The sequence below is a fragment of the Ruegeria sp. BC2 genome, from assembly GCF_056539245.1.
Map to the genome: position 1 here is coordinate 189,149 of NZ_JBQFUQ010000002.1, position 25,168 is coordinate 214,316.

A 25,168-nucleotide genomic window follows, 5' to 3' on the forward strand; every position below is an offset into this window, starting at 1 on the left:
CATGTCTCCGTTCCGGGCGGGGTTGGATTTGCGGGCTTTTGCAACGACAACGCCTGCACCGGGCGGGTGCAGGCGTCAATCGCTTTCATCCGGGTCTTGCCGGATCAAACCACGTCGAACTCCAGCGGCTTGATCTGGGTGAACAGCCCGGTTTCGGCCAGCTTGGCGCGGGCTTCTGCCGGAACCGGCTCGTCAACATACAGCAGCGCGATCGCCTCGCCCCCCGCCTGGGCGCGGCCCAGGGTAAAGTTGGCGATGTTCACGCCATGCTCGCCCATGGTCTTGCCCAGGGTGCCGATGATGCCCGGCACGTCCTCGTTGGTGGTGTACAGCATGTGCGCACCGACTTCGGCATCGATGTTGATGCCCTTGATCTGGATGAAGCGCGGCTTGCCGTCGCTGAACACGGTGCCCCCGATCGAGCGTTCGCGCTTGTCGGTCACCACGGTCACCTTGATATAGCCCTCGAAGGCGCCCGACTTGTCCTGGTTGGTGGTCGAGATCTTGACGCCGCGCTCTTTGGCCACGACCGGAGCCGAGACCATATTCACCTCAGGGTTCGAGCGTTTCATGATCCCCGCCACCACCGCGCAGTTCAGCGCGGCCAGGTTCATCTGCGCCGCCACGCCGTCATACAGGATGTTGATCGCCTTGATCGGCTCGTCGGTCATCTGGCCGATGAAGCTGCCCAGATGGCCGGCCAGCTTGATCCACGGTCCCATGACCTTGGCCTCTTCGGCGGTGACGCTGGGCATGTTCAGTGCATTCTCGACCGCCCCGGTCAGCAGATAGTTCGAGATCTGCTCGGCCACCTGCAGCGCCACGTTTTCCTGCGCTTCTGTGGTCGCGGCGCCCAGATGCGGGGTGCAGACCACGTTGGGCAGGCCGAACAGCGGGTTCTCCTTGGCCGGTTCTTCGCTGAACACGTCGAACCCCGCGCCGGCGACATGGCCGGATTTGATCAGTTCGGCCAGCGCCTCTTCGTCGACCAGACCGCCGCGGGCGCAGTTGATGATGCGCACGCCCTTCTTGGTCTTGGCCAGATTCTCGCGGCTGAGGATGTTGCGGGTCTGGTCGGTCAGCGGCACGTGCAGGGTGATGAAATCGGCCCGTGCCAGCAGCTCGTCCAGCTCGACCTTTTCCACGCCCATCTTGTCGGCCTTCTCCTGGCCCAGATAGGGGTCATAGGCGATGACCTTCATCTTCAACCCGTGCGCCCGGTCGCAGACGATGCCGCCGATATTGCCGGCACCGATCACGCCCAACGTCTTGTTGGTCAGCTCGACCCCCATGAACTTGGACTTTTCCCACTTGCCTGCATGGGTGCTGGCATTGGCCTCGGGGATCTGACGCGCCACGGCGAACATCATCGCGATGGCATGCTCGGCAGTGGTGATCATGTTGCCGAAGGGCGTGTTCATCACGATCACGCCCTTTTTCGAGGCCGCGTCCTTGTCGATGTTGTCAGTGCCGATACCGGCGCGGCCGATCACTTTCAGCTTGTCGGCCTTTTCCAGAATCTTCTCGGTGACCTTGGTGGCCGAGCGGATGGCCAGGCCGTCATAGTTGCCGATGATCTCGGCCAGCTTTTCCTTGTCCTTGCCCACGTCGGGCATGAAATCCACGTCGATGCCGCGGTCGCGGAAGATCTGAACCGCGGTTTCGCTGAGCTTGTCGGATACGAGTACTTTGGGGGCCATGTGCGTGGTCCTTGAATGGAATGATGACTCCGGGCCGGACGCGGCCCGGATCTTGTCGGGGAAAGGAGTCAGGCGGCTTCGGCCTGGGCTGCGATCTCGGCCTCGAACGCCCATTTCAGCCAGGGCAGCATTGCCTGGATGTCGGACGTTTCGACCGTGCCGCCGCACCAGATGCGCAGCCCGGCCGGCGCGTCGCGATAGGCGCCAATGTCCAGCGCCACGTTCTCGGCCTCCAGCCGCTTGGCGACCGCCTTGGCAAAGCTGGCGCCGTCGCGAATGCGCGGATCGGTGAATTTAAGGCAGACGCTGGTGTTCGACCGGGTGGCCGGGTCTTCGGCCAGGTTCTCGATCCAGTCGTTCTGGTCGCAGAATTCGAAAATCGCCTGTGCATTGGCATCGGCGCGGGCGATCAGGCCCTGCAGCCCGCCGACCGAGCGCGCCCAGTCCAGCGCGAACAGGTAATCCTCGACCGCCAGCATCGACGGCGTGTTGATCGTGGCGCCCTGGAAGATGCCCTCGATCAGCTTGCCGCCCTTGGTCAGGCGGAAGATCTTTGGCAGCGGCCACGCGGGGGTATAGCTTTCCAGCCGCTCGACCGCGCGGGGGCTGAGGATCAGCATGCCATGCGCGGCCTCGCCACCCAGAACCTTCTGCCAGCTGAAGGTGGTGACATCCAGCTTGTCCCAGGGCAGGTCCATCGCGAAAGCGGCGCTGGTGGCGTCGCAGATGGTCAGGCCGGCGCGGTCATCGGCGATCCAGTCGCCATTCGGAACCCGCACGCCCGAGGTGGTCCCGTTCCAGGTAAAGACCACGTCATTGTTGAAATCGATGGACGCCAGATCGACGATCTGCCCGTAATCGGCGGTTTTCACCTCGGCGTCGATCTTCAGCTGTTTGACCACGTCGGTAACCCAACCCGCGCCAAAGCTTTCCCAGGCCAGCATCTCGACCTTGCGTTCGCCCAGAAGCGACCACAGCGCCATTTCCACCGCGCCGGTATCCGAGGCCGGAACGATCCCGATGCGATAGTCGGCCGGAATGCCCAGCAGCTCGCGCGTGCCTTCGATGGCGGCCTTCAGCTTGTCCTTGCCGACGGCGGCGCGGTGCGATCGGCCCAGCGCGGCACCAGCCAGCTTGTTCAGCTCGAATGTAGGGGGTTTGGCGCAGGGGCCCGAGGAAAAACGCGGATTGGCCGGCCGCGCTGCCGGTCGTTCGATGGTCATTGGTGTTACCCTTCCAGATATACGCCCCTCGTTGGGGAGGGGTGTCCCGCGGCCAGACCTAGGGGGCCGCGGATGGGCGGGCAAGCGGAAAAGACGCTTTGAATATCAAAAACGACACGGGCGGTGACGCCAAATCGGAACACAGGTTTCCGATCGGCGCATTTTGCACCCGCAGAAAGACCTCAGCGATCCAGCCGGACGGTTTCGCCCGTGGCCAGCGATTGCTGCGCCGCCAGACCCATGCGTACTGCCCACATGCCGTCGGTCAGGCTGACATCCGGGGCGTCGCGCTCACCGCGCACCAGCGCCAGAAAGCCCTGGTGCTGATAGAAGGTCGAGCCGTTGTGGTCGCCCGCCGCCAGCAGGCGCGGATCGACGGGAATGTCGCGGGCGATCGGGCCCTTGGGGTCGCGCGGGCTGACGATCAGCTGCGGCACCGGCGGCGCGCCCAGATGTTCGGGCCAGAACCGGCCCGGCCCGGGCACCAGCGCCTCGATCTTGGCCTTGGGGCCGATGACCGAGATTTCCTCCTGATACCGCGCGCCCTCGGCGAACATGCACAGCTCCAGCATCGCCCGCGCGCCCGAGGCGAAATCGACGATGACATAGCCGTGGTCGAGGATGTCGGGCGTCTCGCCGTCATAGGTTTCGTCCAGATGGTTCACGGCCTGCCCGCCGCTGGCGCTGACGCGTACAGGATCAGATTGCAGGATCAGGCGCATCAGGTCGAAGAAATGACAGCATTTCTCGACGAAGGTGCCGCCCGTGTTGCGGTTGAACCGGTTCCAGTTGCCGACCTTTTCCAGGAACGGAAAGCGGTGTTCGCGGATGCTCAGCATCTTTACCCCGCCGCTGGTGTCCTGCGCCTCGGTGATCAGGGCGGCGATGGGCGGCATGTAGCGATATTCCATCGCCACCCAGATCGGACAGGGATACCTGCGCTCGATCTCGGCCAAACGGGCCGCATCCCCGGGGTTGGTGAACAGCGGCTTTTCCACCAACAGCGGCAAGGGACGCGTTTCGGCGATCTGGGCGATCTGATCCACATGCAGATGGTTGGGGCTGGCGATGACCAGGCAGTCCAACTCCTCGACCGCCAGCAGATCCTGCACCGAAGCCACCATTCTGGCCCCCGGCGCAATCGCCAGCGCGGCGCGCGCCATCTCGGGGTCGGGCTCGAAAATGGCGGCCACTTGCGTGCCCTCCAGCAGGGCGATGTTGTGCAGGTGTTCCTGCCCCATCATGCCACATCCGATCAGCCCGTAATTGATGGTCCGGGTCATGCGCGTTTCCTCGTCATTTCAGTCGTTGGACGTAAGTTGCCCGGTCCGGGTCGAACCAGGTTTTCGAAAACTCGACGGGTTCAGGCCGTTCCGACCAGCTGAACCGCTCGATATAGCCGACGGTCTCGCCCGCCGGCCGGGTGAAGTGCGCGGGGGTCCAGTCGGGCAGCCGGCCGACCGAAACCCGATCCTCGGCGCGGGTGATCCAGAACCCAAGCTGCTGCTGGTAGTAGCGATAGAGCGAGTCCGACAGCAGCCGCTGGTCGATCAGACCGGCTGATTCGTCCAGCCAGATCTCCTCGACCGCGATGATTGTGTCATTCAGATAGCGCATCCGCCGCACGCGCGACCCGCGCCGCGAGGTGCCGAAATCGGGCAGGTCGGCGGGCTTGTCCAGGTGATCGACCGACAGGATGTCGGCGCGCGGCAGGCCGCCGCCCTCGGGCAGTTCCAGCCGGAACATGGCATAAACGCTGTTCTGGGTCCCGGTCTCGCGCACATAGTTGCCCGAGCCCTGGATCCGCTCGAGCATCCCCTTTTTTTCCAGCTCGGCGAGCGATTTTCGCAGCGTCCCGACCGAGACGTTCAACTGCGCCGCCATGTCCCGCTCGGGCGGCAGACGCTCGCCGTCGATCAGCCGGCCGGCGGCGATGTCGCGGATCAGCAGCTCGGCGATCTGCACATAGATCGGCAGGGCGTTGGGGTTTCTGGTGGATGGGGGCACGCGGGCGCTTCACTTGGTCGCAGAAAAAATTGATACACTATTGATCTACATCAATGTGGTTGCTACGCAAGAGAAAAGTTGAGCCCGGCAGGAGAGAGAATCAGATGACGATCGTCCCCATCACATCCCCCGATCTGGATGCGGCCGAGGTTTCGTGGTTCGCGGCGCTGTGCTCGGACGATTATCAGTTTCTCGGCGTGCCCGACGGTGATCTGCGCTCCAGTTGGGAGCATTGCTCGGGCATCGTGAAAGAGGCCGAGGCGCAGGGCTTCCGCAACATCCTGTGCCCGTCCTCGTATCAGGTGGGGCAGGACACACTGAGTTTCGTGGCCGGCTGCGCGCCGATCACGGAAAAGATCAACCTTTTGGCCGCCGTGCGCTGTGGCGAGATGCAGCCGATCATGCTGGCGCGCACCATCGCGACGCTGGATCACATGCTGAAGGGGCGGCTGACGGTCAACATCATCTCGTCGGATTTTCCGGGCGAAAAGGCCGAAAGCAGCTATCGCTACCAGCGCTCGCGCGAGGTGGTCGAGATTCTGAAACAGGCCTGGACACAGGATGAGATCAATTACCAGGGTCAGGTCTACAATTTCTCGGGTCTGACGACTGATCCGGCCAAACCCTATCAGACCGGCGGGCCGCTGCTGTATTTCGGGGGCTATTCGCCCGATGCGCTGAAGCTGTGCGGCCAGCATTGCGACGTCTATCTGATGTGGCCCGAAACCAAGGACCAACTGGCCGAGCGGATGAAGGCCGTGCACGCGGTGGCCGACGAGTACGGCCGCACGCTGGATTATGGCCTGCGGGTGCACATGATCGTGCGCGATACCGAGGCCGAGGCCAAGGAATACGCCGACTACATCGTGTCGAAACTGGATGACGAATACGGCCGCGCGATCCGCGAACGGGCGCTGGACGCCACCTCGCTCGGTGTTTCGCATCAGGCCAGGAACCGCGAGCTGGCCGACAAATACGGCTATGTCGAGCCGGGCCTGTGGACGGGCGTCGGGCGGGCGCGGTCAGGCTGCGGCGCGGCGCTGGTGGGCTCGACTGATCAGGTGCTGTCGAAGATCGAAGAGTATCAGAAGATGGGCATCCGCGCCTTCATCTTCTCGGGCTATCCGCATATGGACGAGGCCCGCCATTTCGGCACCCGCGTGATGCCGCATCTGAAAACCTGTTCCCTTCCCGAAGCCTATGGAAGGGTTCCTGCTGACACCCCGGCGACGCCGCTGGGCAACGGAGTTCGTCGTTGATGCAACGTATCAAGCTTTCCGACACCCTGGAACTGAGCCGCCTTGTCTATGGCATGTGGCGGCTGGGCGATGACAGCGACACCTCGGCCGCGCATGTGGCGGCCAAAATCCACGCCTGTCTGGATCAGGGCATCACCAGCTTCGATCAGGCCGACATCTATGGCGACTATGGAGCCGAGGCGATTCTGGGCAACGCCCTGCGCGCCAATCCCGGCCTGCGCGACCGGATGGAGATCGTCACCAAATGCGACATCGTCGCCCCCTGCGGGCGCTATGCGGATGCAAAGGTGAAATACTATGACACCTCGCGCGCGCACATTCTGAAATCGGTCGACACCTCGCTGCGGGAAATGGCGATCGACCATATCGACCTGCTGCTGATCCACCGCCCCGACCCGTTCATGGACCACCATGAAACCGGCGCCGCGCTGGACGAGGTCGTGGCCAGCGGCAAGGTCCGCACAGTGGGCGTGTCGAATTTTCGCCCCTGGGACTGGCAACTGCTGCAATCGGCCATGAAGACCCCGCTGGTGACCAACCAGATCGAGATTTCTCTGAGCGCGATCGCTCCGTTCACCAATGGCGATCTGGCCTTTCACCAGCAGCACGGCCACCCGGTGATGGCGTGGTCGCCGCTGGGCGGCGGAGCGCTGATGGCGGGTAATCCTCCGGTGGGCGTGGTCGCGGATGAGATCGGCGCGCAGTTCGGCGTCGACCGGGCCGCGGTGGCCGTGGCCTTCCTGCTGGCCCATCCGGCCGGCATCCTGCCGGTTCTGGGCACCAACAGCCTGGACCGCATCAAGCGCATTTCGGACGCCCTCAAAGTCAATCTGGATCGTGAAGTCTGGTTCCGCCTCTACGAGGCGGCGCTGGGGCATGAGGTACCATGATGAACGCATTTTCGAACGACATGGCGCGCACCTTCATTCCGCACAAGGACGACACCCGCACCCTGCGGGACGCTTTCGGCCGGTTCGCCACCGGCGTTACCGTGGTGACGTGCGACAGCCCCGACGGGCCGGTCTGCATCACGGCCAACAGCTTTTCCTCGCTGTCGCTGGACCCGCCCTTGGTGATGTGGGCCGGCGACCGGAACTCGCGCCGGTTCCCCTATTTTTACAAGGCGCGTCATTTCAGTGTTCATGTTCTGTCGGCCGACCAGGCCGAGCTGTGCTTTGGCTGCTCGAAAGACGCCTTTGCCCTACGCGACATCGACCACGACCGCTGCGAAAACGGCACGCCGCTGCTGCGCGGATGCCTGGCGCGGTTCGAATGTGAACAACATGCGTATCACGATGCGGGCGATCACGTTATCGTGGTGGGCAAGGTCTTGCGGGCCAGCATGGCGGACGGAGACGCGCTGACCTTTTACGCCGGCAAGCTCGGCCAATTCGCGCACCAATAAGCGCGGGACACGGTCGCGGGCAAAACCCGCGGCCTGAACAGGGAGGATCCGCATGGGCGGATTGACGTCGGTGCTTGCGCCGATTGCACTCGTGAACGAAACCGCGCTGCGTCTGGGCCGCGCGGTTGGTGTCGTTGCGATCGCCTTCATGGTGGTCGCGATACTGATCCAGGTGTTCTTCCGGTACGTTCTGGGCAACGCCCTGCCCTGGCCCGACGAGGCCGCGCGGTTCTGCATGTTGTGGATGACCGGCCTGATGGCGCCCACCGCATTCCGGCGCGGCGGGTTTGTGGCCATCGACATGCTGGTCCGCTTTCTGCCGCGCGTACCCGGCCAGTTGCTGAACCTGTTCCTGCTGCTGCTCAGCCTGACGGTTCTGGTGGTCGCCGTGCGCATCGGCTGGTCCGAGGTCACGGGCTTTGGCGGGCGTTTCGCCACCGCAGCGCTGTACCTGCCCACTTCGCTGGGCTTTGACGAATGGTACCGGATCCCGCGCAGCTGGATGATGGCCTCCCTGCTGGTGGGCGTGATCCTGCTGCTGTCGGTCAACATCGAACTGATCCTGCGGTCGATCATCACCATGCTGGGCGGCGGTGACCTGCTGCCCGAGATCCCCGAAGCCGCCGTGGGGGCCGAATAGATGCTGGTCTGGTTCCTGCCCGTCTTTCTGGTGTTTCTGCTGATCGGCCTGCCGGTCTTTTTCGCGCTGCTGGCCGCGCCCGGCCTGCTGCTGTGGCTGAACGGCCAGACCAACGACATCACCTTGCTGTATCGCAACGTCTACAACGGGATGGACAGCTTTCCGCTGATGGCCATCCCCTTCTTCATGCTGGCCGGAGAGCTGATGAACCGCGGCGGCATCACCATCCGTCTGGTCGAGTTCAGCCAGGCGCTGATGGGGCACCTGCGCGGCGGGCTGGCGCATGTAAACGTGCTTAGCTCGATCCTGTTCGCGGGGCTGTCGGGCTCGGCGGTGGCCGATACCTCGGCGCTGGGGTCGATGCTGATCCCGGCGATGGAGAAGCAGGGCTATACCCGCAAATTCGCCGCCGCGATCACCGCCGCCAGCTCGGTCATCGGGCCAATCATCCCGCCCTCGGGGATCATGATCATCTATGCCTATGTCATGGGCGAAAGCGTCGCGGCCCTGTTCCTGGCCGGCATCGTGCCGGGCGTCATGGTGGGCATCGGCCTGATGCTGATGATCAAGGTCATGGCCAACAGGTATGATTTCCCGGTGGCCAGCCGCAAATACACCTGGCCCGAGCGCGGTCAGGCCAGCCTCAAGGCCTTTTTCCCGCTGATGACGCCGGTAATCATCCTGGGCGGCATTCTGGGCGGCATCTTTACCCCGACCGAGGCCGCAGCCGTTGCGGTGGGTTATGCCTTCATCATCGGGTTTTTCGTGCTGCGCACGCTGACCTTGAAAGAGGTGCCCGAAGTCCTCAGCAACGCCGGCATGACCTCGGCCGTAGTGCTGCTGCTGGTGGGGGCCGCGATGGCGTTCAAGACCGTGGTCAGCCTCAGCCATGCGCCCGAGCAACTGGCCGCGCTGATTCTCGGACTGTCCGAAAACCCGCTGATCCTGCTGTTCCTGATCAACCTGCTGCTGTTCGTCGTGGGCATGTTCCTGGATGCAGGCCCGGCGATCATCATCCTGGGGCCGATCCTGGGACCGATCTTCACCAGCCTGGGCGTAGACCCGATCCATTTCGCCATCATCATGAGCGTCAACCTGACCGTTGGCCTGGCCACGCCGCCCATGGGGCTGGTGCTGTTCGTGGCCGCCGCCGTGTCACGCGAACGGGTGGAAACCATCGCCAAGGCGATCCTGCCGTTTCTGGCCGTCGAAATCGCGGTGATCTTCCTGATCACCTATGTCCCCGCAATATCCATGACGATCCCGAGACTGACGGGATTTGCAAACTAGACTGAGTACCACAGGGAGGAAACGCATGCTCAGAACATTCTTCAAAACCGCAGCACTGGCCACGTCGCTGGTGGCGGCCTCGGCGCTGGCAGCCTCGGCGGCCGACTATACGCTGCGCGCCACCGCCAACTCGAACGAAAACGACGAGGACTATGACGGCCTGGTCGTGTTCAAGAACTTCGTCGAGAACGCCTCGAATGGCGCGATCGAGGTCGAGCTGTTCATCGGCACGCAGCTGTGCTCGAACGGGGCCGAATGCCTGCAGGGCGTGGCCGACGGCACCATCGACATCTACATCTCGACCTCGGGCGGGGCCTCGGGCATCTTTCCGTATGTGCAGGTTCTGGACCTGCCCTATCTGATGGCCGACGACCGCATCGCCGAGCGGGTCCTGTCGGGTGATTTCACCCGCAAGATGCGCGAAATGGCGCTGGAGGATTCGGGCGGCGCGATCCGCCTGATGACCATTGGCAACACCGGCGGCTGGCGCAATTTCGCCAACACCAAGCGCCGCGTGACCCAGCCGTCCGACATGGACGGGCTGAAGATCCGCACCGTGGTCGCAGACCTGCCGCAGGAACTGGTCAAGGCCCTGGGCGCCTCGCCCACTCCGATCCCGTGGCCGGAACTCTTCACCAGTTTCCAGACCGGCGTGGTTGACGGCTCAAAAAACGGCATCACCGACATCATGGGCATGAAATTCCCCGATGCCGGCCTGCAATATGTAACGCTGGACGGGCACGCCTATATGGGCGCGCTTTGGTGGATGAACAACGCCAAGTTCCAGGAAATGCCCGAAGACCTGCGCCGTGTCGTCGTCGATGGGTTCTATGCGCTGCAGCAGGCCACCTTTGCCTCGCCCAAGCGCAAGTCGATCCAGGCCTACGAGGATTTCGTGGCCGGTGGCGGCGACCTGTACGTGCCGACCCCCGAGGAAAAAGAAGCGTTCAAGCAGGCCGCGACCCCGGTCTATGACTGGTTCCAGCAGAACGTCGCGCGCGGGGACGAGATCTATGGCGCTCTGACCGCGGCCGTGGCCGAGGCCGAGGCCGAGATCAACGCGGAACGCGCCGCCGACCTGAACTGATACGGTTCGGGCCGGGGTGTCGCGTCATCCCGGCCCGCCTTTACCGAAAGGGGTACATCCACCCCTTGTAGTCATTGACCAACACATGGGCCTTTTCGATCTGTTCGGGCGTCATCTTCTTGACCACCTCTTCCAGGCTGATCGCCGCATCGGGGTCGCCGCCGATGGCGCTGAGCGTGTACCACATGTAGGCCCGAACCAGATCGGGCGCGGGCAGTCCCAGGCCCAGCTCGTAATACCACCCGACACCCGATTGCGCGCCCGGATGCCCCTTCATCGAGGCGCGCAGATACCATTCGAACGCGCGCTCATAGTCCTGCTCGACCCCAAGGCCAAGGCCGTACATCACGCCGATCAGCTCCTCGGCCTCGGCGTTGCCCGACCGGGCCGCGGGCAGAAGCTGTTCGCGCGCGGCGGCAAACTCGCCCGCCTCCATCAGATCGCGGGCCTGTTCCAGTTCGGCCCAGACGGGCGTGGCGGCAACACAAAGGGCAAGCACAAGCTGGCGCATGGGGCGGCGGGTCTCCTGTTTTGCGGGGCGGCCTGGGCGCAGGAGCTACCCGCGCCGCTGACCGATGACGCCTTTCTGTTCTTTGATAGGGATCAGGCCGCGATCGGTCACCAGCTATTTTATGACGCGATCCTGTCGGGCAACCGCAACATCAGCTGCGCTCATTGCCACCACCCCGATTTCGGCACCTCCGACGGCCTGTCGCTGGGCATCGGCGAGGGCGGCCAGGGTCTAGGCCCCGACCGCACGCCCGGCACCGGGGCGGACCGCATCCGCAAGCGCATCCCGCGCAACGCGCCGGGCCTGTGGAACCTGGGCGCGCGCGGCATCCACACGATGTTCCATGACGGGCGGCTCAGCCTGTCGGACGTCTATGGCAACGGGTTCAATTCTCCCGCGCAGGAATGGCTGCCCGAAGGGCTGAACTCGCTGCTGGCCGCGCAGGCGCTGTTTCCGCTGACCGCTCAGTTCGAAATGGCCGGAAACGTGGCCGAGAACGAAGTTACAGGCGCCGTGCATGACCGGATCGACAAGGGCTGGCCGATCATCGCCAAACGGGTGCGGACCGACCCGAAATACGGCCCAGCGATGGTGGCCGCCTTTGACGACGTGGACAGCACCGAGGACATCACCATCACTCATGTCGCCAACGCTCTGGCCGCTTTCATGGCCATCGAATGGCGCAGCACCGACAGCCCGTTCGACCAGTACCTGGCCGGAGACAAGACCGCCCTGACCCCCGATCAGAAGGCCGGGATGCGGCTGTTCTACGGCAAGGCGCGGTGCGCCACCTGCCATTCGGGGCCGCTGCTGTCGGATCAGAAATTCCACGCACTGGCCCTGCCGCCTTTCGGCCCCGGCCGCACCCGGCAATGGGACGCCTATGCCCGCGACGTGGGTCGCATGGGCGAAAGTGACCGGCTGGAGGACGCCTACCGGTTCCGCACGCCGATGCTGCGCAACGTGGCGCTGACCTCACCCTATGGCCACAACGGCGCCTTTCCCGACCTCGAAGGGATCACCCGTCACCACCTGAACCCGGCAACCAGCCTGTCACGCTGGACAACCGATCAGGCCGCGCTGCCCCGGGTGCCGTGGCTGGAACAGGCCGATTTCATCGTCTGGCAGGACCAGTTCGAGATGGCACGCCAACGCGCCAAGGTCGACATCACGCCAGTTGACCTGAGCGACGGTGAAATCGCGCAACTGGTGGCGTTCCTGCACGCCCTGACCGGGACGAGCGTGGAGACGCCGCCCTTTGGCGTGCCCGCGGACTTCAAGCCCTGAGAAAACCCCCGCCGGATCGGGCGGGGGTTTCGGTGTTTTTATTCTGCGGCTTCTTCGTATGCGTCCATGGGCGGGCATGTGCAGACAAGGTTCCGGTCACCGTAGGCGTTATCGACGCGGTTGACGGGCGACCAGTATTTGTCGACGCCCATAGATCCCGGCGGGAAGCAGGCCTGTTCGCGGGTGTAGGGTCGGTCCCACTCGCCCACCAGGTCGCGCACCGTGTGGGGGGCGTTCTTCAGCGGGTTGTTCTCGGGGTCGATCCTGCCATCGATGACATCCTGCGCCTCGGCGCGGATCGACAGCATGGCGTCGCAGAATCGGTCCAGCTCGTCCTTGGGTTCCGATTCCGTCGGCTCGACCATCAGCGTGCCAGCAACCGGCCAGGACATGGTCGGCGCGTGGAAGCCGCTGTCGATCAGCCGCTTTGCGACGTCGTCGACGGTGATGTTGCCGGCCTCGGCCAGCGGGCGGGTGTCGAGGATGCATTCATGCGCCACACGACCGGTCTCGGAGGTGTAGAGGATCGGATAGGCCTCCTGCAGACGTGCGGCGATGTAGTTGGCGTTCAGGATCGCCACCTTGGTCGCCTGGGTCAGACCCGCGCCGCCCATCAGCAGCACATAGGCCCAGCTGACCGGCAGGATCGACGGAGACCCGAAAGGCGCCGCCGAGACCGGACCCACGGCGGTGCCGTATTCCGGGTGGCCCGGCAGGTAGGGCACCAGATGCGCCTTGACGCCGATCGGACCCATGCCCGGGCCGCCGCCGCCATGCGGGATGCAGAAGGTCTTGTGCAGGTTCAGGTGGCTGACATCGCCGCCGATGTCGCCGGGGCGCGACAGACCCACCATGGCGTTCATGTTGGCCCCGTCGATATAGACCTGCCCGCCGTGGTCATGGGTGATCTGGCAGACCTCCTGCACGGTTTCCTCGAAAACGCCGTGGGTCGAGGGGTAAGTGATCATGCAGCCGGCCAGGTTATCCGAGTGTTTCTCGGCCTTCTCGCGGAAGTCGACGATGTCGATGTTGCCATGCGCGTCCGCCTTCACCGGCACCACCTGCCAGCCGACCATCTGCGCCGAGGCCGGGTTGGTGCCATGCGCCGAGGTCGGGATCAGGCAGACGTTGCGGTGCCCCTGCCCGTTGGCGATGTGATAGTTGCGGATCGTCAGCAGGCCCGCATATTCGCCCTGCGCGCCCGAGTTGGGCTGTTGGCTGATCGCGTCATAGCCGGTGATCTGGCACAGCTTGTCGTTCAGATCGGCGATCATCTCGTGATAGCCCTGCGCCTGATCTTCCGGCACGAACGGGTGCATGTTGGCGAACTCGGGCCAGGTGACCGGGATCATCTCGATCGTCGCGTTCAGCTTCATGGTGCAGCTGCCCAGCGGGATCATCGCGCGATCGAGCGCCAGGTCGCGGTCAGCCAGACGGCGCATGTAGCGGGTCATCTCGGCCTCGGCCCGGTTCTTGTGGAAGATCGGGTGGGTCAGATAGGGCGTCTCGCGCAGCGCATAGTCCGGAAGGCGGTACTGCTTGTTCGAGCTGTCGTCCTTCTTGTCGATGCCGAAGGCGCCCCAGACCGCTTCGATCGTCTCGGCGCGGGTCTGTTCATCCAGGCTGATGCCGACGCGGGTCTCGCCCACCTTGCGCAGGTTGACGCCGCGCGACACCGCCGCCTCCATGACGGTCTTCTGCAGCGGGCCGACCTCGACCGTGATCGTGTCAAAGAACACCTCGGGCTCGACCTTGAAGCCGTGCTCTTCCAGCCCGGCGGCCAGGCGCGAGGTCTTGCGGTGCACCGACTGCGCGATCGCCTTGATCCCGTCGGGGCCGTGGTACACGGCATACATCGAGGCGATCACCGCCAGCAGCGCCTGCGCGGTGCAGACGTTCGAGTTGGCCTTCTCGCGGCGGATGTGCTGTTCGCGGGTCTGCAGCGCCAGGCGATAGGCCTTGTTGCCGCGGCTGTCGATGCTGACGCCGATGATCCGGCCCGGCATCGCGCGTTTCAGCTTGTCGGTGGTGGCCATGTAGGCGGCGTGCGGGCCGCCATAGCCCATCGGCACGCCGAAGCGCTGGGTCGAACCCACGGCGATGTCGGCCCCCATCTCGCCCGGGGATTTCAGCAGCGCCAGCGACAGGATGTCGGCGGCCACGATGGCGATGGCGTTGTGTTCATGCAGCGCGGCGATTTCCGATGTGAAGTCGCGTACATGGCCATAGGTGCCCGGATACTGGAAGATCGCGCCGAACACCGCGCCCGGATCCAGCTCGTCAGGGTCGGCGACCTTGACGTCGATGCCCAGCGGCTCGGCCCGGGTCTTGATCACCGCGATGGTCTGCGGGTGGCAGTTGCGGTCCACGAAGAAGGCCGCGTTGTTGGCCTTGGACCGGCCGCCGCGCTTGGCCATCGCCATCGCCTCAGCCGCCGCGGTCGCCTCGTCCAGCAAGGATGCGTTGGCCACGTCCAGCCCGGTCAGGTCGCTGACCATGGTCTGGAAGTTCAACAGCGCCTCGAGCCGGCCCTGGCTGATCTCGGGCTGATAGGGCGTGTAGGCGGTGTACCAGGCCGGGTTTTCCAGGATGTTGCGCAGGATCGGCGCAGGCGTGGTGGTGCCGTAATAGCCCTGACCGATCAGCGAGGTCAGAACCTTGTTCTTCCCCGCCACTTTTTTCATGTGATAGAGCGCGTCGCGTTCCGTCATCGCCGGGCCCCAGTCCAGCGGCTCTTTCTGCCGGATCGCCGGGGGGACGGTGGCGTCGATCAGATCGTCCAGCGTCTTGAAGCCGATCACCTTGAGCATGTCGCGCATCTCGGTCGGGCTGGGACCGATATGGCGACGGTTGGCAAAGTCATAGGCTTCGTAGTCGGTCAGTTTGAAGGCCATTGCAGCGCTCCCATGAATAGGTCAGGCCCGGCGGAGACTGCGGGAGCCTCCGGCGGGGAGTAAGGGCCGTCCCGGAAACTGTCCGGTGGACAGTTTCAGGCCCGAACGGGCGGAGCCCAAATTCGGCGGCATTTGTCAAAACGATGGAGCCCCAAGCCGGGACTCTGTTTGGGTTTACCCGATGAATGCCTTGTAGCCGGCCTCATCCATCAGATCTTCCAGCTGCGCGGCATCGGTGATCTTGATCTTGTAGATCCACGCCTCGCCCTCGGGATCCTCGTTCAAAGCGCCCGGATTGTCGGCCAGCGTCTCGTTCACCTCGAGGATCTCGCCATCGACCGGGGCATAAATCTCGGAGGCCGCCTTGACGGATTCGATCACCCCGATCTCGCCGTCCTTCGCAAACTCTTCACCCACGTCCTGCTGCTCGACGAACACCACCTCGCCCAGCTGCTCGGCCGCGTGCTTGGTGATGCCCAGCGTGGCCGTGTCGCCCTCGACCGTCAGCCATTCATGTTCTTCGGAATAATAGGTTGCCATGCTGTCTCTCTCCTGACTTCAACGCTTGTAATTCTGTTTGACGAAGGGCAGCGCCACGATCTGCGCCGGCTGCGCCTTGCCCCGGATGATCAGATTTACCTGTTCGCCCGGCTCGGTGTGGCCGGCGGCGACGTAACCCATCGCAACCGGGCCGCCGACCGTTGGCCCGAATCCGCCCGAGGTGATCTGACCGATCGTGTTGCCCTGAAGATCCTGCACCTCGACCCCCTGTCGCGCCGGGGCGCGGCCATCGGGCTTGATCCCCACCAGCTTGCGTGCCGGGCCTTCGGCCAGTTCGCGCTGGATGCGATCCGCGCCGGGAAAGCCGCCCTCTTCCTTGCGCCGCTTCTGGATCGCCCAGGCCAGGTTGGCCTCGATCGGCGAAGTGCTCTGGTCGATGTCATTGCCATACAGGCACAGACCCGCCTCCAGCCGCAGGCTGTCGCGCGCGCCCAGGCCCGCAGGTTCGCAATCCTCATGCGCCAACAGGGCGCGGGTGACCTCGATCGCCTTGTCCTCGGGGATCGAGATCTCATAGCCGTCCTCGCCCGTGTAACCAAGTCGCGAGATCCGGCATTCGACTCCGTCGATCGGGGCCACGGTGGTTTCCATAAACTTCAGATCGCGCGCCGCCGGGCACAGCGCGCCCACCACGTCCTCGGCTTTAGGGCCCTGAACCGCCACCAGCGCGCGGTCGAAGACCTCGGTCACCTCGACCCCGTCCAGGTGCGCGCGCATGTGCGGAATGTCCTGATCGCGCAGCGCCGCGTTCACCACCACGAAGAAATGATCGCCCGCGTTCGACACGATCAGATCGTCCATAATCCCGCCGTCCTCGTTGGTGAAGAACCCATAGCGCGCCTTGCCCTCGGGCAATGTCGCAAAAGCCTGCGGGCACAGCGCCTCGAGCTTCTCGCCCACATTCTCTCCCCGAAGGATCACCTGGCCCATGTGGCTCACATCGAACAGCGCCGCCTTCTCGCGGCATTGCTTGTGCTCGCCCATGATTCCCAAAGGATACTGAACGGGCATCTCCCAGCCCGCAAAATCAACCAGCTTGCCTCCCAACTCAACATGAAGGTCATACAACGGCGTGCGCTTCATTCCAGGCATGTCAGTGTTCTTTCTTTTGGCAAAAGTGGCGCGATGGACCGGATCCAAAAGCACATGGCTGGGAATAGCATGCCACGGCAGCCTTTCCGGATCGAGTCAGTGGAATTCTGGCTGGGCGACATGCATTTTCCGGTACCGGCAACTTCGCGGCTGGCGGTGTTCCGTCCGACTTCAGATCGCAGGTATTCATCACGGCCTAAATCGCTCATGGACAAGGAGTATACATCTGCATGCTGCAGCTTTGTGTCGTATAGGAAACTTTTTTCCGTTACGCAACAGCTGAAATTGCAATATTCACGGTCGGCGGCCCCATACCTCAGCGATCGGCAAGTGCCGCCTCCAAGGCCTTCAACCCCGTCACCAGATCGTCTTCGGCAGTGTCCTCCGCGAAGTCATGACTGATACCGTTGATGGATGGCACGAACAGCATTCCGACCGGCATCAAGGCTGCCACGTTCGACGCATCGTGCAAGGCCCCGGATGGCATGACCCGCCAGTTGCCGGGCGCGACGGTCTGGGCTCCGTGTTCCAGCGACCGCCGGAGGGTTGGATCCATCTCAACCGGTTCGATGCCCAACATTGGCCCGAACTGCGCATCGCCCCCGATGGATTCACTCACCTCTTGGGCGGTCGTACGAATGATGCTTTCCATTCGGGCCAGACGATCCGTCTCCTGATCGCGCCACTGCATCGAGAAACGGACCCGGCCGGGAACGATTGACGAGGCATTCGGAGACAGCTCAACATGACCGATCGTCCAGACCGTCTGCGGGGTCACCACGTTGCGGAACCGCTCGTTGATCAGGCCATTGAAGATCGTCAGAGCCTGGAACGCGTCTCGGCGCAGGTGCATCGGCGTCGTGCCAGCGTGGTTCTGCTGGCCGGAAAACTCGATGACCACGTCGCGAATGCCCACGATGTCCGAGACCACACCGATGGCCTCGGCGTTGGCATCCAGAACCGGACCCTGCTCGATATGCATTTCGATGAACCCGGTGAATTGGGCGGGGTTCACAAAATCCTGCGTCAGACTTTGCATCCGAGCGCGCGCATCGCCAAACCCTATGCCCGCGTGGTCGGTCAGGTCGTCGGCCTGCGCAAGGGGCAACTTGCCGGACCAGATGGCTGATCCGGTCGTGACGCCGAACCAGCCCTCCTCATCCTGAAAGCTGACCACCGAGATCGGGCGCTGGCTGGAGCGAGCCAGCTCCAACGCCGCGATTACGCCCAGCGCGCCATCCAGCCAACCGCCCTCGGGCTGGCTGTCTGAATGTGACCCCATCAAAAGCGACGGCGCGGATGCCAGACCGAACAGGTTTCCGACCGGATCAAAATGCGGTTGCAGCCCGGCCTCCTGAAATCGGTCGGCCAGCCATCGCCGCGCCGCAATGTCCGCGTCTGAATATGCCGGGCGCACGACGCCTTTACCAACCCCCGCAGCTCCGAATTCCCGCAGCTTGTGCAGATCATCCAGAAACCTCTGCGCATTCACGGCCATTGCGCTGTCCTTTCTTGTCGCTTGCTGGAACTCTATCGCCGGGCCGTCCGCCCGCAAGCCCGGTTGCAGGCTGTCCCGGTTTTTTGACGGCAACCGGCCGAACACCTCTGGCCCCTGCGGGCAAGCTGCCCTAAGACTTCGGGCCAAGAGGGACCGACATGTCATACATCACATTGGTACGCCACGGGCAGGCCAACACCACCGCACGAGACGAAGACAGTTATGACAAGCTCAGCGAGCTTGGGCATCAGCAGGCGCGCTGGCTTGGGGCCCATCTGCGCGAGACCAAAGCCCATTATCCACGGGTGTTTTGCGGCACCCTGACCCGGCATGTGGAAACGGCGGCAAGCATGGGTCTGCCGGAACCCGTCCGCGATGCACGTCTGAATGAAATCGAGTATTTCACCCTTGCGCAACTGTTCGAGGAACAGCACGGCGTGACGATCCCGACGGACCGCGAAGGCTTCGTTCAGCACCTGCCGCTGACCTTCAAGGCCTGGGCCAACGGCGACATTCGGAACGCGCCCGAAACCTTCGAGCAGTTTGAAACCCGCGTCTCGGACGCTCTGCGCGAAATCCATGACGGCGACGGGCCGGCCATCGTGGTGACCTCGGGTGGGTTAATCTCGATGGTGGTGCGGCAGGCGATGGGGCTGGACATCCCGGCGATGGCGCGCGTGGCCCTTGCCATCATGAACACCTCATTGCATCGTCTGCACCCGATCGGAGCGGACCTGAGCCCGGTTCTGTTCAACGCGGTTCCACATCTGGAAGCGCCGGACCGGCATTTCGCCCAGACCCACCTGTAACCGGATCGGAGGTCCCAGATGCAGATCTACTACGCACCCCGCACTATCTCGATCGCCGTCGTCATCGCGCTGGAGGAAGCCGGTCTGGACTATGAGGCGATCAGGCTCGACTTCGCAGCGGGCGAGCAGACGACGGCGGCCTACAAGCAGATCAACCCCAAGGGTCGCGTTCCCGCTCTGGTGGTCGATGGTGGCATTCTGACGGAAACCGGCGCTCTGCTTGAATACATCGCAGCCAAGGCCCCGAAGGCCGGGCTTGTTCCGGACGATCCGGTCCTGGCCGCGCGGATGCGCGAGGTGATGTACTACCTGGCTTCGACCATGCATGTGAACCATGCGCACAAGATGCGCGGTCACCGCTGGGCGGATCAGGAGTCCAGCTGGCAGGACATGAAGGGCAAAGTGGCCCAGACGATGACCGAGTCCTGCGCTTACATCTCGTCAAACGGGCTGCGCGGCCCGTTTGTTTTGGGCGAGGCATTCTCGCTGGCCGACGCCTATCTCTACGTAGTTTGCAGCTGGTTGGAAGGTGACGGTGTCGATGTCACTGCCTTTCCCAAGATCCAGGCCTTCCGCGCGGCGATGGAGGCCCGACCCTCGGTTCAGGCGGTACGGGCCGCCGGAATGCTCTGACAAAAGGACATCGCATGACACATCTCTGGGTCCGGGCTGAACAACGCCCGAACGAGGAACGGGTTGGCCTGACGCCCGAGGGCGCGGCGCGACTGATCGCCGCCGGCATTCGCGTGACGGTCGAGGAAAGCCATGTCCGCGCCATCCCGATCGACGGCTACCGCGACGCGGGCTGCGAAATCGCGCCGGAGAACTCGTGGCCGGATGCGCCGCTGGACGCGATCATCTTCGGCCTCAAGGAACTGCCCGAGGACGGTACGCCTCTGCCGCATCGCCACATCATGTTCGGCCATGCCTTCAAGGGCCAGCATTCGGGCCGCAAGCTGCTGGAGCGCTTCAAGGCCGGCGGCGGCACGCTGTATGATCTGGAGTATCTCGTCGATGAAACCAGGCGGCGAGTCGCGGCCTTTGGATATTGGGCCGGGTATGCCGGTGCGGCGGTCACGCTCAAGACCTGGGCGGCGCAACAGCGCGGCGAGATTTGCGGCCCTGTCGGCGTCTATCCCGGCAAGGACGCACTGAACGCCGAGTTGCTGGCCGAGCTGGACGCCACCGGCGCGCCCCGCCCCCGCGCCATCGTGATCGGCGCGTTGGGCCGCGTGGGCACCGGCGCGTCCGACCTGTGCGAGGCGATGGGGGTCGCCGTGACCAAGTGGGACATGGCCGAAACCGCCGATGGCGGGCCGTTCCCGGAAATCCTTGAACACGACATCTTCCTCAACTGCATCTTCGCGCGCCCCGGCACCCCGGTCTTCGTCCCGCGGGAGGCGCTGAATGCCCCGCGCAAGCTGACCGCTATCGGCGACGTGGCCTGCGACCCCGACAGCGACTACAACCCGGTGCCGGTCTATGACCGCGCCACAACCTGGGAAGAACCCGCCCTGCGCGTGGCCACCGACCCGGTGCTGGACGTGATGGCCATCGACAACCTGCCCTCGATGCTGCCGGTCGAAAGCTCGGAAGACTACGCCGCGCAACTTCTGCCCTCGTTGCTGACCCTGACAGACCTGACCTCGGGCGTTTGGGCGCGGGCCGAGGACACCTTCAAATCCCATATCGAAAGGATCTGAGCCATGGCGATTCACTGGTGTGGCACCGGCCTGTCGGCCATCCCCGGCCTGCGCCGCCTGATCGAGGCCGGCCACAAGGTCACCATCTGGAACCGGACCGTCGACAAGGCCCGCGCCGAGGTCGGCGACCTGACCGACGACATCCGGGCCTTCGACATTGATGCTCTGAGCGCGGTGCTGGAAAAGGGCGACGTGATCGTCTCGATGCTGCCGGGCGACTGGCACGTGCCGCTGGCGGAACTGGCGATCGAGAAGGGCGCGCATTTCGTCTCGTCCTCCTACATCGCGCCCGAGATGCGCCCGCTGGACGACAAGGCCCGCGAAGCCGGCGTCGCGCTGGTCAACGAGGTCGGGCTGGACCCCGGCATCGACCACCTGATGGCCCATGCGCTGGTCGATGACTACCGCGCGTCCGACGCCTTCGACCCGGAAAACCACCTCAGCTTCATTTCCTATTGCGGCGGCATCCCCAAGAACCCCAACCCGTTCCGCTACAAGTTCAGCTGGTCGCCCCTGGGCGTGCTCAAGGCGCTGCGCTCGCCCTCGCGGTCGATCCGCGACTATGCCCCGCTGGACGTGGCCCGGCCCTGGGACGCGATCAGCACCTATGTCGCGCCGCTGCCCACGCCCGAAAGCTTCGAGGTCTATCCCAACCGCGACTCGATCCCCTTCATGCAGCAGTACCATTTCGAGGAGCACTGGCCGGTCAAGGAATTCGTCCGCGGCACTCTGCGGCTGAACGGCTGGTCGGATGCGTGGTCGGACGTGTTCCGCGAAATCGAAACGCTGGAAGGCCCCGAGGGCGATGCCAGGCTCAAGGAAATGTCCGACCAGTTCTGGGCCGAGAACGCCTATGAGGAGGGCGAGCCCGACCGCGTCGTGCTCTGCGTCGGCCTGAAGGCCGAGAAGGACGGCGTACCGGTCTGGCACAAGACCTATGTGATGGACGCCTGGGGCGACGCACGCGGCAGCGCGATGGCGCGTCTGGTGTCGATCCCGGTCTCGCTTGCGGTCGAGGCGGTGCTGAACCGCGCCATCCCCGCCGGCGTCCATGCCGCGCCCAGCGATCCGAAACTGGTTCAGAGCTGGATGGCCGAGATCGACAAGCTGGCACAGCACCTGCAGGTGGTCGACCACCTGGCCTGACCCAACCAAAAAGCCATTCCGGACGCACCGGAATGGCTTTTTACTGGTGTTTTCACCAACCGTTGGATTGGCGCTTGTGGTTCAGATGTAGCGCTCGATCGTTTCCTCAAGATCGCTGCGGTTGATGCCAAGCTCGGACAACTGCCGGTCATCCAGACCGCTCAGATGTTGCGCTGCGCGTACGATGTCATCCTTTACCGCCCGGATGCGCATGGCGCGGTCGAACAGAAGCAGCGCGCTGGCGGATGGGCAGGGTTGTTGAGTCGGTTGCATTGTGTCGAGCATCGGCTGTTTCCTCCCAGTTTGGCCGGTGTCCTGGTGGGGCGCGGCCCCGGTTATTGCGTCAACGCGGCGCGCTGATAGACGCTCTGATAGGCCGTTTGAGGGATGTCCGCGCGGGTGATGCCGATATCGTAGAGCTGCTGGTCGCTCAGGCGTTCGAGGTCACGGACCGTCTTCGCAAAGATCTGCTTCCGAAACCGTTCGGTCTTGGCCTCGGCGTATTTTGCAAAAAGGTCATGAAACAGGCTGTGGTTCGACTGTGTGGTTTGTGCGGTTGCCATTGGTTTGTCCTCCTGAAATCCGAACTGCATTGCAGTACTGTCATCAGATAAAAGGACGCCGCGTTAACGGTTCCGGACCAACGGATTAAGCTTTGTTAACCTTACGTCAGGGTTGGTGGGGTCACTGACCGGTTGGCAGGGCCACCCGGATGGCGAAGGCGGTGGCGGGGTCGATCTGCGGGTCAGCCAGAAGCGCCCGCAGCGCAGGGGCAAGCGTGTCATCCCCCCAATCGCGCGTGGCCAGGGCGATCTGCCCGGCCGTGTTTTGGTCGTGCGCAATCTCGCCGGCAAAGATATCAAGGATCTTCCCGCGGTGTTCCGGCATCGCATCGCCGCCGTCAATCAGCGCCGCGATGATCGCCTGTCGATCCTGTGGGGAAAGCGGGCTGGCGGTCAGGGCCTCCTGGATCGTATTCAGGGCTTGGTCGCCGTCGATTTCGATACCGGCAAGCGCCCATTCGCGCAGGTTGAACCCTCCGGTGGCGACCGCCTTTGGATAGACCGCGCGCACTGCCTCTGCCGCTGCCGGATCAGATTGCAGGCCCAGCAGCCGGATCGTTGCCGGGGCATAGGCGACGCGATTCAGGCTCCGCAAATCGCGCAGAAGATCCGGGGTTGCAGCAGCATCGCGAAGGTCGCGCACAGCCGCATAGGGTGCCCGGTGGAGTTCGATGAGAGCGGTGTTCCGCAACAACCGGTCTCCGGAATTCAGATAGGCCGCGAAAAGCGCGGCGCGCTCGGCGGATCGGGATCCGTCCAACCGCCAACCTTGGCCTTGCGCCTGTACCTCGGCAACAAAATCGGCCCGCTGTGGCGTCATCAGAAACCCCTTGCTCCAGGACTGATCAAAGGCGCGCCCGGCCTTGTCCCGACTGCCGGGGCCATAGATCATCAAGACTACCCGGTCAGGATCGGCCCGCAGAGCATTCCGCGTGCTGCTGTCCACCAGAAACGGTATCTGGGGGAGGTCCGCAACCTCGTCCCAACTGCCTTTCAGCAACCCGACGGGTGCATAGCGGAACGGGTCGTCGGGCGCGGGCGCGGCCAGAACGATGACCGAAGCAGACAACAACCGGTCGGCCAGAGAGTTTTCGGGAAGCGCCAGACAAACGGTGCAGGCCTGCGCCGGACGCTGCGGCCACGCCGGCACGGCCATAAGGGCTAACAACAATATCGTCTTCAACATGCGCGGCATCTGGCGCCCCTGCTGTGGACCGGGCGCTGTGCCATACACGGCGCCCTCTGCCCCGGAGCATAGCGCAGAAACACCGTGCGGGCGACCAAGTCTACATCAGGTCGTTCTCGACATCTTCGGCCGAGATGCCCAACGCGTCCAACCCGTTCTCAAGGTGATCCGACAGATGCGGTGTGCCGATGAGGTAATCGGCGCATGGCGTCGAAGCCTCGGCCTTGGCCGTAGCGATCGCCTCGCTGAGGTCGTCCGGGAAAAAGCTTTCACGTCCAATCCACATGATCGCCACCAACTCGGCTTGCTCGTCCTCGTCCATGCGATCGATAAAAGCCCGCAGCTCGCCCTCGGCGCGATCCAGCTCGCGGCCCATCATGGCGACCTGGGCGACTTTGGTTGGCGAGATTTCCAGCATTGGTTTCAACTCCTCTGTCCGCAATTGGAGTCCATCTCAACCATTGCATCACGCCCGCGTCCTTGATCTTGCGCAAACTGCAGATCGTCACTCGTGCGGGCGCGAGACCGGGTGAGAGGGCACCGGTGCGGTGCGGAACGGTCGGAAAGTGGCCTTCTTGATCCACAGTTTCAGCGCCTGCCAGTGGATCAATGCAACCGCCCGCCGCGCGCCAAACGGGCGTCGCAGCAGCGAACGAAGGATCGCGCCATTGGTGAGAGGTTGCCGGACGCCCGTGAGCGTAGCAATCAAACCGCCCCCGTCGCGGACGTAGTCGATCCAAACCCCGACCCGGTCCGGGCGCAGGTCGAACCGGAAAGTGTAAGTGCCCTCGATCTTTTGAAACGGTGAGACATGCATCACCTTGGTCGCGCAAATCCGATCGGAAGGAGCGATCACGTCAAACCCCGGCTTGTGGCAGACATAGCTGTGCCGCGTTCCATGAGTGTTGGTGACCTCGGCCACCACGGCAAACAGCGCGCCTGCGTCATTCAGGCAAAACCAGAAACTGACCGGGTTGAATACGTGGCCCAGCACCCGGGGTTGGGTCAGCAACAGGACCTGCGCGGGTTGGGGGATTTGCATCGCCCGCAGACCGTCGCGGAGCCACGGTGCACCTCGACCATCGCCAGGCTCCCCTCCATGATCCCGGGTCCGCCAGCCGGTGAGGTTGGGTTTATCTAACGAAAACAACGCGGGCGTTTCCGCCACTTGTTCGGGATCCAGCAGGATGTAGTCGACCGAGTAGCGAAAGGCGTTCTCGATCGCACCTTTCCTTCCGTGAAAGGTATGGGCCGGAACGAAGTCGATTTCTGGCATGGTCGGACTGATCTTTTCTAGCGGTCAACAT

The 25,168-nt window shown here is 63.8% G+C and carries 25 protein-coding genes; 11 read left to right on the forward strand and 14 right to left on the reverse strand.

Going from position 1 to position 25,168, the window contains the following annotated elements; translation table 11 throughout:
• Positions 1–104 precede the first annotated feature (104 nt).
• The 4 genes from serA to ACR0CU_RS11265 form a co-directional block, all read right to left on the reverse strand.
• On the reverse strand, positions 105–1,700 hold the full coding sequence (gene serA / locus ACR0CU_RS11250) for a phosphoglycerate dehydrogenase (RefSeq protein WP_170447600.1): 1,596 nt from the start codon (positions 1,698–1,700) through the stop codon (positions 105–107).
• Positions 1,701–1,768: 68 nt separating this feature from the next.
• Complete coding sequence (locus tag ACR0CU_RS11255; RefSeq protein WP_170447598.1) at positions 1,769–2,923, reverse strand: phosphoserine transaminase; 1,155 nt, start codon at positions 2,921–2,923, stop codon at positions 1,769–1,771.
• Between the two features lie 182 nt (positions 2,924–3,105).
• Positions 3,106–4,206: a Gfo/Idh/MocA family protein gene (locus ACR0CU_RS11260; RefSeq protein ID WP_170447596.1), complete on the reverse strand. Its 1,101-nt coding sequence runs from the start codon at positions 4,204–4,206 to the stop codon at positions 3,106–3,108.
• A gap of 13 nt (positions 4,207–4,219) precedes the next feature.
• Entirely contained in the window at positions 4,220–4,930 is a 711-nt protein-coding gene (locus tag ACR0CU_RS11265) for a GntR family transcriptional regulator (RefSeq protein WP_170447594.1), read from the reverse strand.
• A 104-nt stretch (positions 4,931–5,034) separates the two neighbouring features.
• On the opposite strand from ACR0CU_RS11265, the gene ACR0CU_RS11270 reads away from it, so the two are divergent.
• The 6 genes from ACR0CU_RS11270 to ACR0CU_RS11295 are packed head-to-tail and all read left to right on the forward strand — an operon-like array spanning position 5,035 to position 10,611.
• Positions 5,035–6,189: an LLM class flavin-dependent oxidoreductase gene (locus tag ACR0CU_RS11270; protein WP_093964187.1), complete on the forward strand. Its 1,155-nt coding sequence runs from the start codon at positions 5,035–5,037 to the stop codon at positions 6,187–6,189.
• A complete protein-coding gene (locus ACR0CU_RS11275; RefSeq protein WP_170447592.1) occupies positions 6,189–7,079 on the forward strand; it encodes an aldo/keto reductase in 891 nt (296 codons plus the stop codon). The genes ACR0CU_RS11270 and ACR0CU_RS11275 overlap by 1 nt, the downstream gene beginning before the upstream one ends.
• The gene (locus ACR0CU_RS11280) at positions 7,076–7,594 is read left to right on the forward strand and encodes a flavin reductase family protein (RefSeq protein WP_170444191.1); all 519 of its coding nucleotides are present in this window, start codon (positions 7,076–7,078) and stop codon (positions 7,592–7,594) included. The genes ACR0CU_RS11275 and ACR0CU_RS11280 overlap by 4 nt, the downstream gene beginning before the upstream one ends.
• A gap of 52 nt (positions 7,595–7,646) precedes the next feature.
• Complete coding sequence (locus ACR0CU_RS11285; protein ID WP_170447590.1) at positions 7,647–8,234, forward strand: TRAP transporter small permease; 588 nt, start codon at positions 7,647–7,649, stop codon at positions 8,232–8,234.
• Entirely contained in the window at positions 8,235–9,524 is a 1,290-nt protein-coding gene (locus ACR0CU_RS11290; protein WP_093964183.1) for a TRAP transporter large permease, read from the forward strand.
• Positions 9,525–9,549: 25 nt separating this feature from the next.
• Entirely contained in the window at positions 9,550–10,611 is a 1,062-nt protein-coding gene (locus ACR0CU_RS11295) for a TRAP transporter substrate-binding protein (RefSeq protein WP_170341179.1), read from the forward strand.
• 40 nt (positions 10,612–10,651) lie between these two features.
• On the opposite strand, the gene ACR0CU_RS11300 is transcribed toward ACR0CU_RS11295, so the two are convergent.
• The gene (locus ACR0CU_RS11300; protein WP_170447588.1) at positions 10,652–11,122 is read right to left on the reverse strand and encodes a tetratricopeptide repeat protein; all 471 of its coding nucleotides are present in this window, start codon (positions 11,120–11,122) and stop codon (positions 10,652–10,654) included.
• Positions 11,123–11,224: 102 nt separating this feature from the next.
• Between ACR0CU_RS11300 and ACR0CU_RS11305 the strand changes: the two genes are divergently transcribed.
• Positions 11,225–12,409, forward strand: coding sequence for a cytochrome-c peroxidase (locus tag ACR0CU_RS11305; RefSeq protein WP_480643201.1), 1,185 nt, complete (start codon positions 11,225–11,227; stop codon positions 12,407–12,409).
• Between the two features lie 38 nt (positions 12,410–12,447).
• Here ACR0CU_RS11305 and gcvP read toward each other — a convergent pair whose 3' ends face one another.
• The 4 genes from gcvP to ACR0CU_RS11325 all read right to left on the reverse strand — a co-directional run bounded on the left by gcvP (position 12,448) and on the right by ACR0CU_RS11325 (position 18,454).
• The gene (gcvP, locus tag ACR0CU_RS11310; RefSeq protein WP_170447586.1) at positions 12,448–15,303 is read right to left on the reverse strand and encodes an aminomethyl-transferring glycine dehydrogenase; all 2,856 of its coding nucleotides are present in this window, start codon (positions 15,301–15,303) and stop codon (positions 12,448–12,450) included.
• Positions 15,304–15,477: 174 nt separating this feature from the next.
• Positions 15,478–15,843 (reverse strand): glycine cleavage system protein GcvH, encoded by a 366-nt coding sequence (gcvH, locus tag ACR0CU_RS11315; protein WP_093964179.1) that lies wholly within the window; start codon positions 15,841–15,843, stop codon positions 15,478–15,480.
• Positions 15,844–15,861: 18 nt separating this feature from the next.
• Positions 15,862–16,956: a glycine cleavage system aminomethyltransferase GcvT gene (gene gcvT / locus ACR0CU_RS11320; protein ID WP_170447584.1), complete on the reverse strand. Its 1,095-nt coding sequence runs from the start codon at positions 16,954–16,956 to the stop codon at positions 15,862–15,864.
• A gap of 316 nt (positions 16,957–17,272) precedes the next feature.
• Positions 17,273–18,454: a hydantoinase/carbamoylase family amidase gene (locus ACR0CU_RS11325; protein WP_170447582.1), complete on the reverse strand. Its 1,182-nt coding sequence runs from the start codon at positions 18,452–18,454 to the stop codon at positions 17,273–17,275.
• A gap of 158 nt (positions 18,455–18,612) precedes the next feature.
• On the opposite strand from ACR0CU_RS11325, the gene ACR0CU_RS11330 reads away from it, so the two are divergent.
• The 4 genes from ACR0CU_RS11330 to ACR0CU_RS11345 are packed head-to-tail and all read left to right on the forward strand — an operon-like array spanning position 18,613 to position 22,112.
• On the forward strand, positions 18,613–19,263 hold the full coding sequence (locus tag ACR0CU_RS11330) for a histidine phosphatase family protein (RefSeq protein ID WP_170342072.1): 651 nt from the start codon (positions 18,613–18,615) through the stop codon (positions 19,261–19,263).
• Positions 19,264–19,281: 18 nt separating this feature from the next.
• Positions 19,282–19,896, forward strand: coding sequence for a glutathione S-transferase family protein (locus tag ACR0CU_RS11335; RefSeq protein ID WP_170447580.1), 615 nt, complete (start codon positions 19,282–19,284; stop codon positions 19,894–19,896).
• Positions 19,897–19,910: 14 nt separating this feature from the next.
• Positions 19,911–20,966: a saccharopine dehydrogenase gene (locus ACR0CU_RS11340; RefSeq protein WP_170447578.1), complete on the forward strand. Its 1,056-nt coding sequence runs from the start codon at positions 19,911–19,913 to the stop codon at positions 20,964–20,966.
• Positions 20,967–20,969: 3 nt separating this feature from the next.
• Positions 20,970–22,112: a saccharopine dehydrogenase family protein gene (locus ACR0CU_RS11345; protein ID WP_170447576.1), complete on the forward strand. Its 1,143-nt coding sequence runs from the start codon at positions 20,970–20,972 to the stop codon at positions 22,110–22,112.
• A gap of 81 nt (positions 22,113–22,193) precedes the next feature.
• On the opposite strand, the gene ACR0CU_RS11350 is transcribed toward ACR0CU_RS11345, so the two are convergent.
• The 5 genes from ACR0CU_RS11350 to ACR0CU_RS11370 form a co-directional block, all read right to left on the reverse strand.
• Complete coding sequence (locus ACR0CU_RS11350) at positions 22,194–22,397, reverse strand: DUF1127 domain-containing protein (RefSeq protein ID WP_093964173.1); 204 nt, start codon at positions 22,395–22,397, stop codon at positions 22,194–22,196.
• 50 nt (positions 22,398–22,447) lie between these two features.
• On the reverse strand, positions 22,448–22,675 hold the full coding sequence (locus ACR0CU_RS11355; RefSeq protein WP_170447573.1) for a DUF1127 domain-containing protein: 228 nt from the start codon (positions 22,673–22,675) through the stop codon (positions 22,448–22,450).
• A 121-nt stretch (positions 22,676–22,796) separates the two neighbouring features.
• Positions 22,797–23,870, reverse strand: coding sequence for a hypothetical protein (locus ACR0CU_RS11360; protein WP_170447571.1), 1,074 nt, complete (start codon positions 23,868–23,870; stop codon positions 22,797–22,799).
• A 91-nt stretch (positions 23,871–23,961) separates the two neighbouring features.
• Positions 23,962–24,279 carry a DUF3775 domain-containing protein gene (locus ACR0CU_RS11365; protein WP_093964170.1) on the reverse strand — a complete coding sequence of 106 codons (318 nt, stop codon included), beginning with the start codon at positions 24,277–24,279 and terminating at the stop codon, positions 23,962–23,964.
• A gap of 87 nt (positions 24,280–24,366) precedes the next feature.
• On the reverse strand, positions 24,367–25,137 hold the full coding sequence (locus ACR0CU_RS11370; protein WP_170447569.1) for a DUF1365 domain-containing protein: 771 nt from the start codon (positions 25,135–25,137) through the stop codon (positions 24,367–24,369).
• Positions 25,138–25,168: the final 31 nt, after the last annotated feature.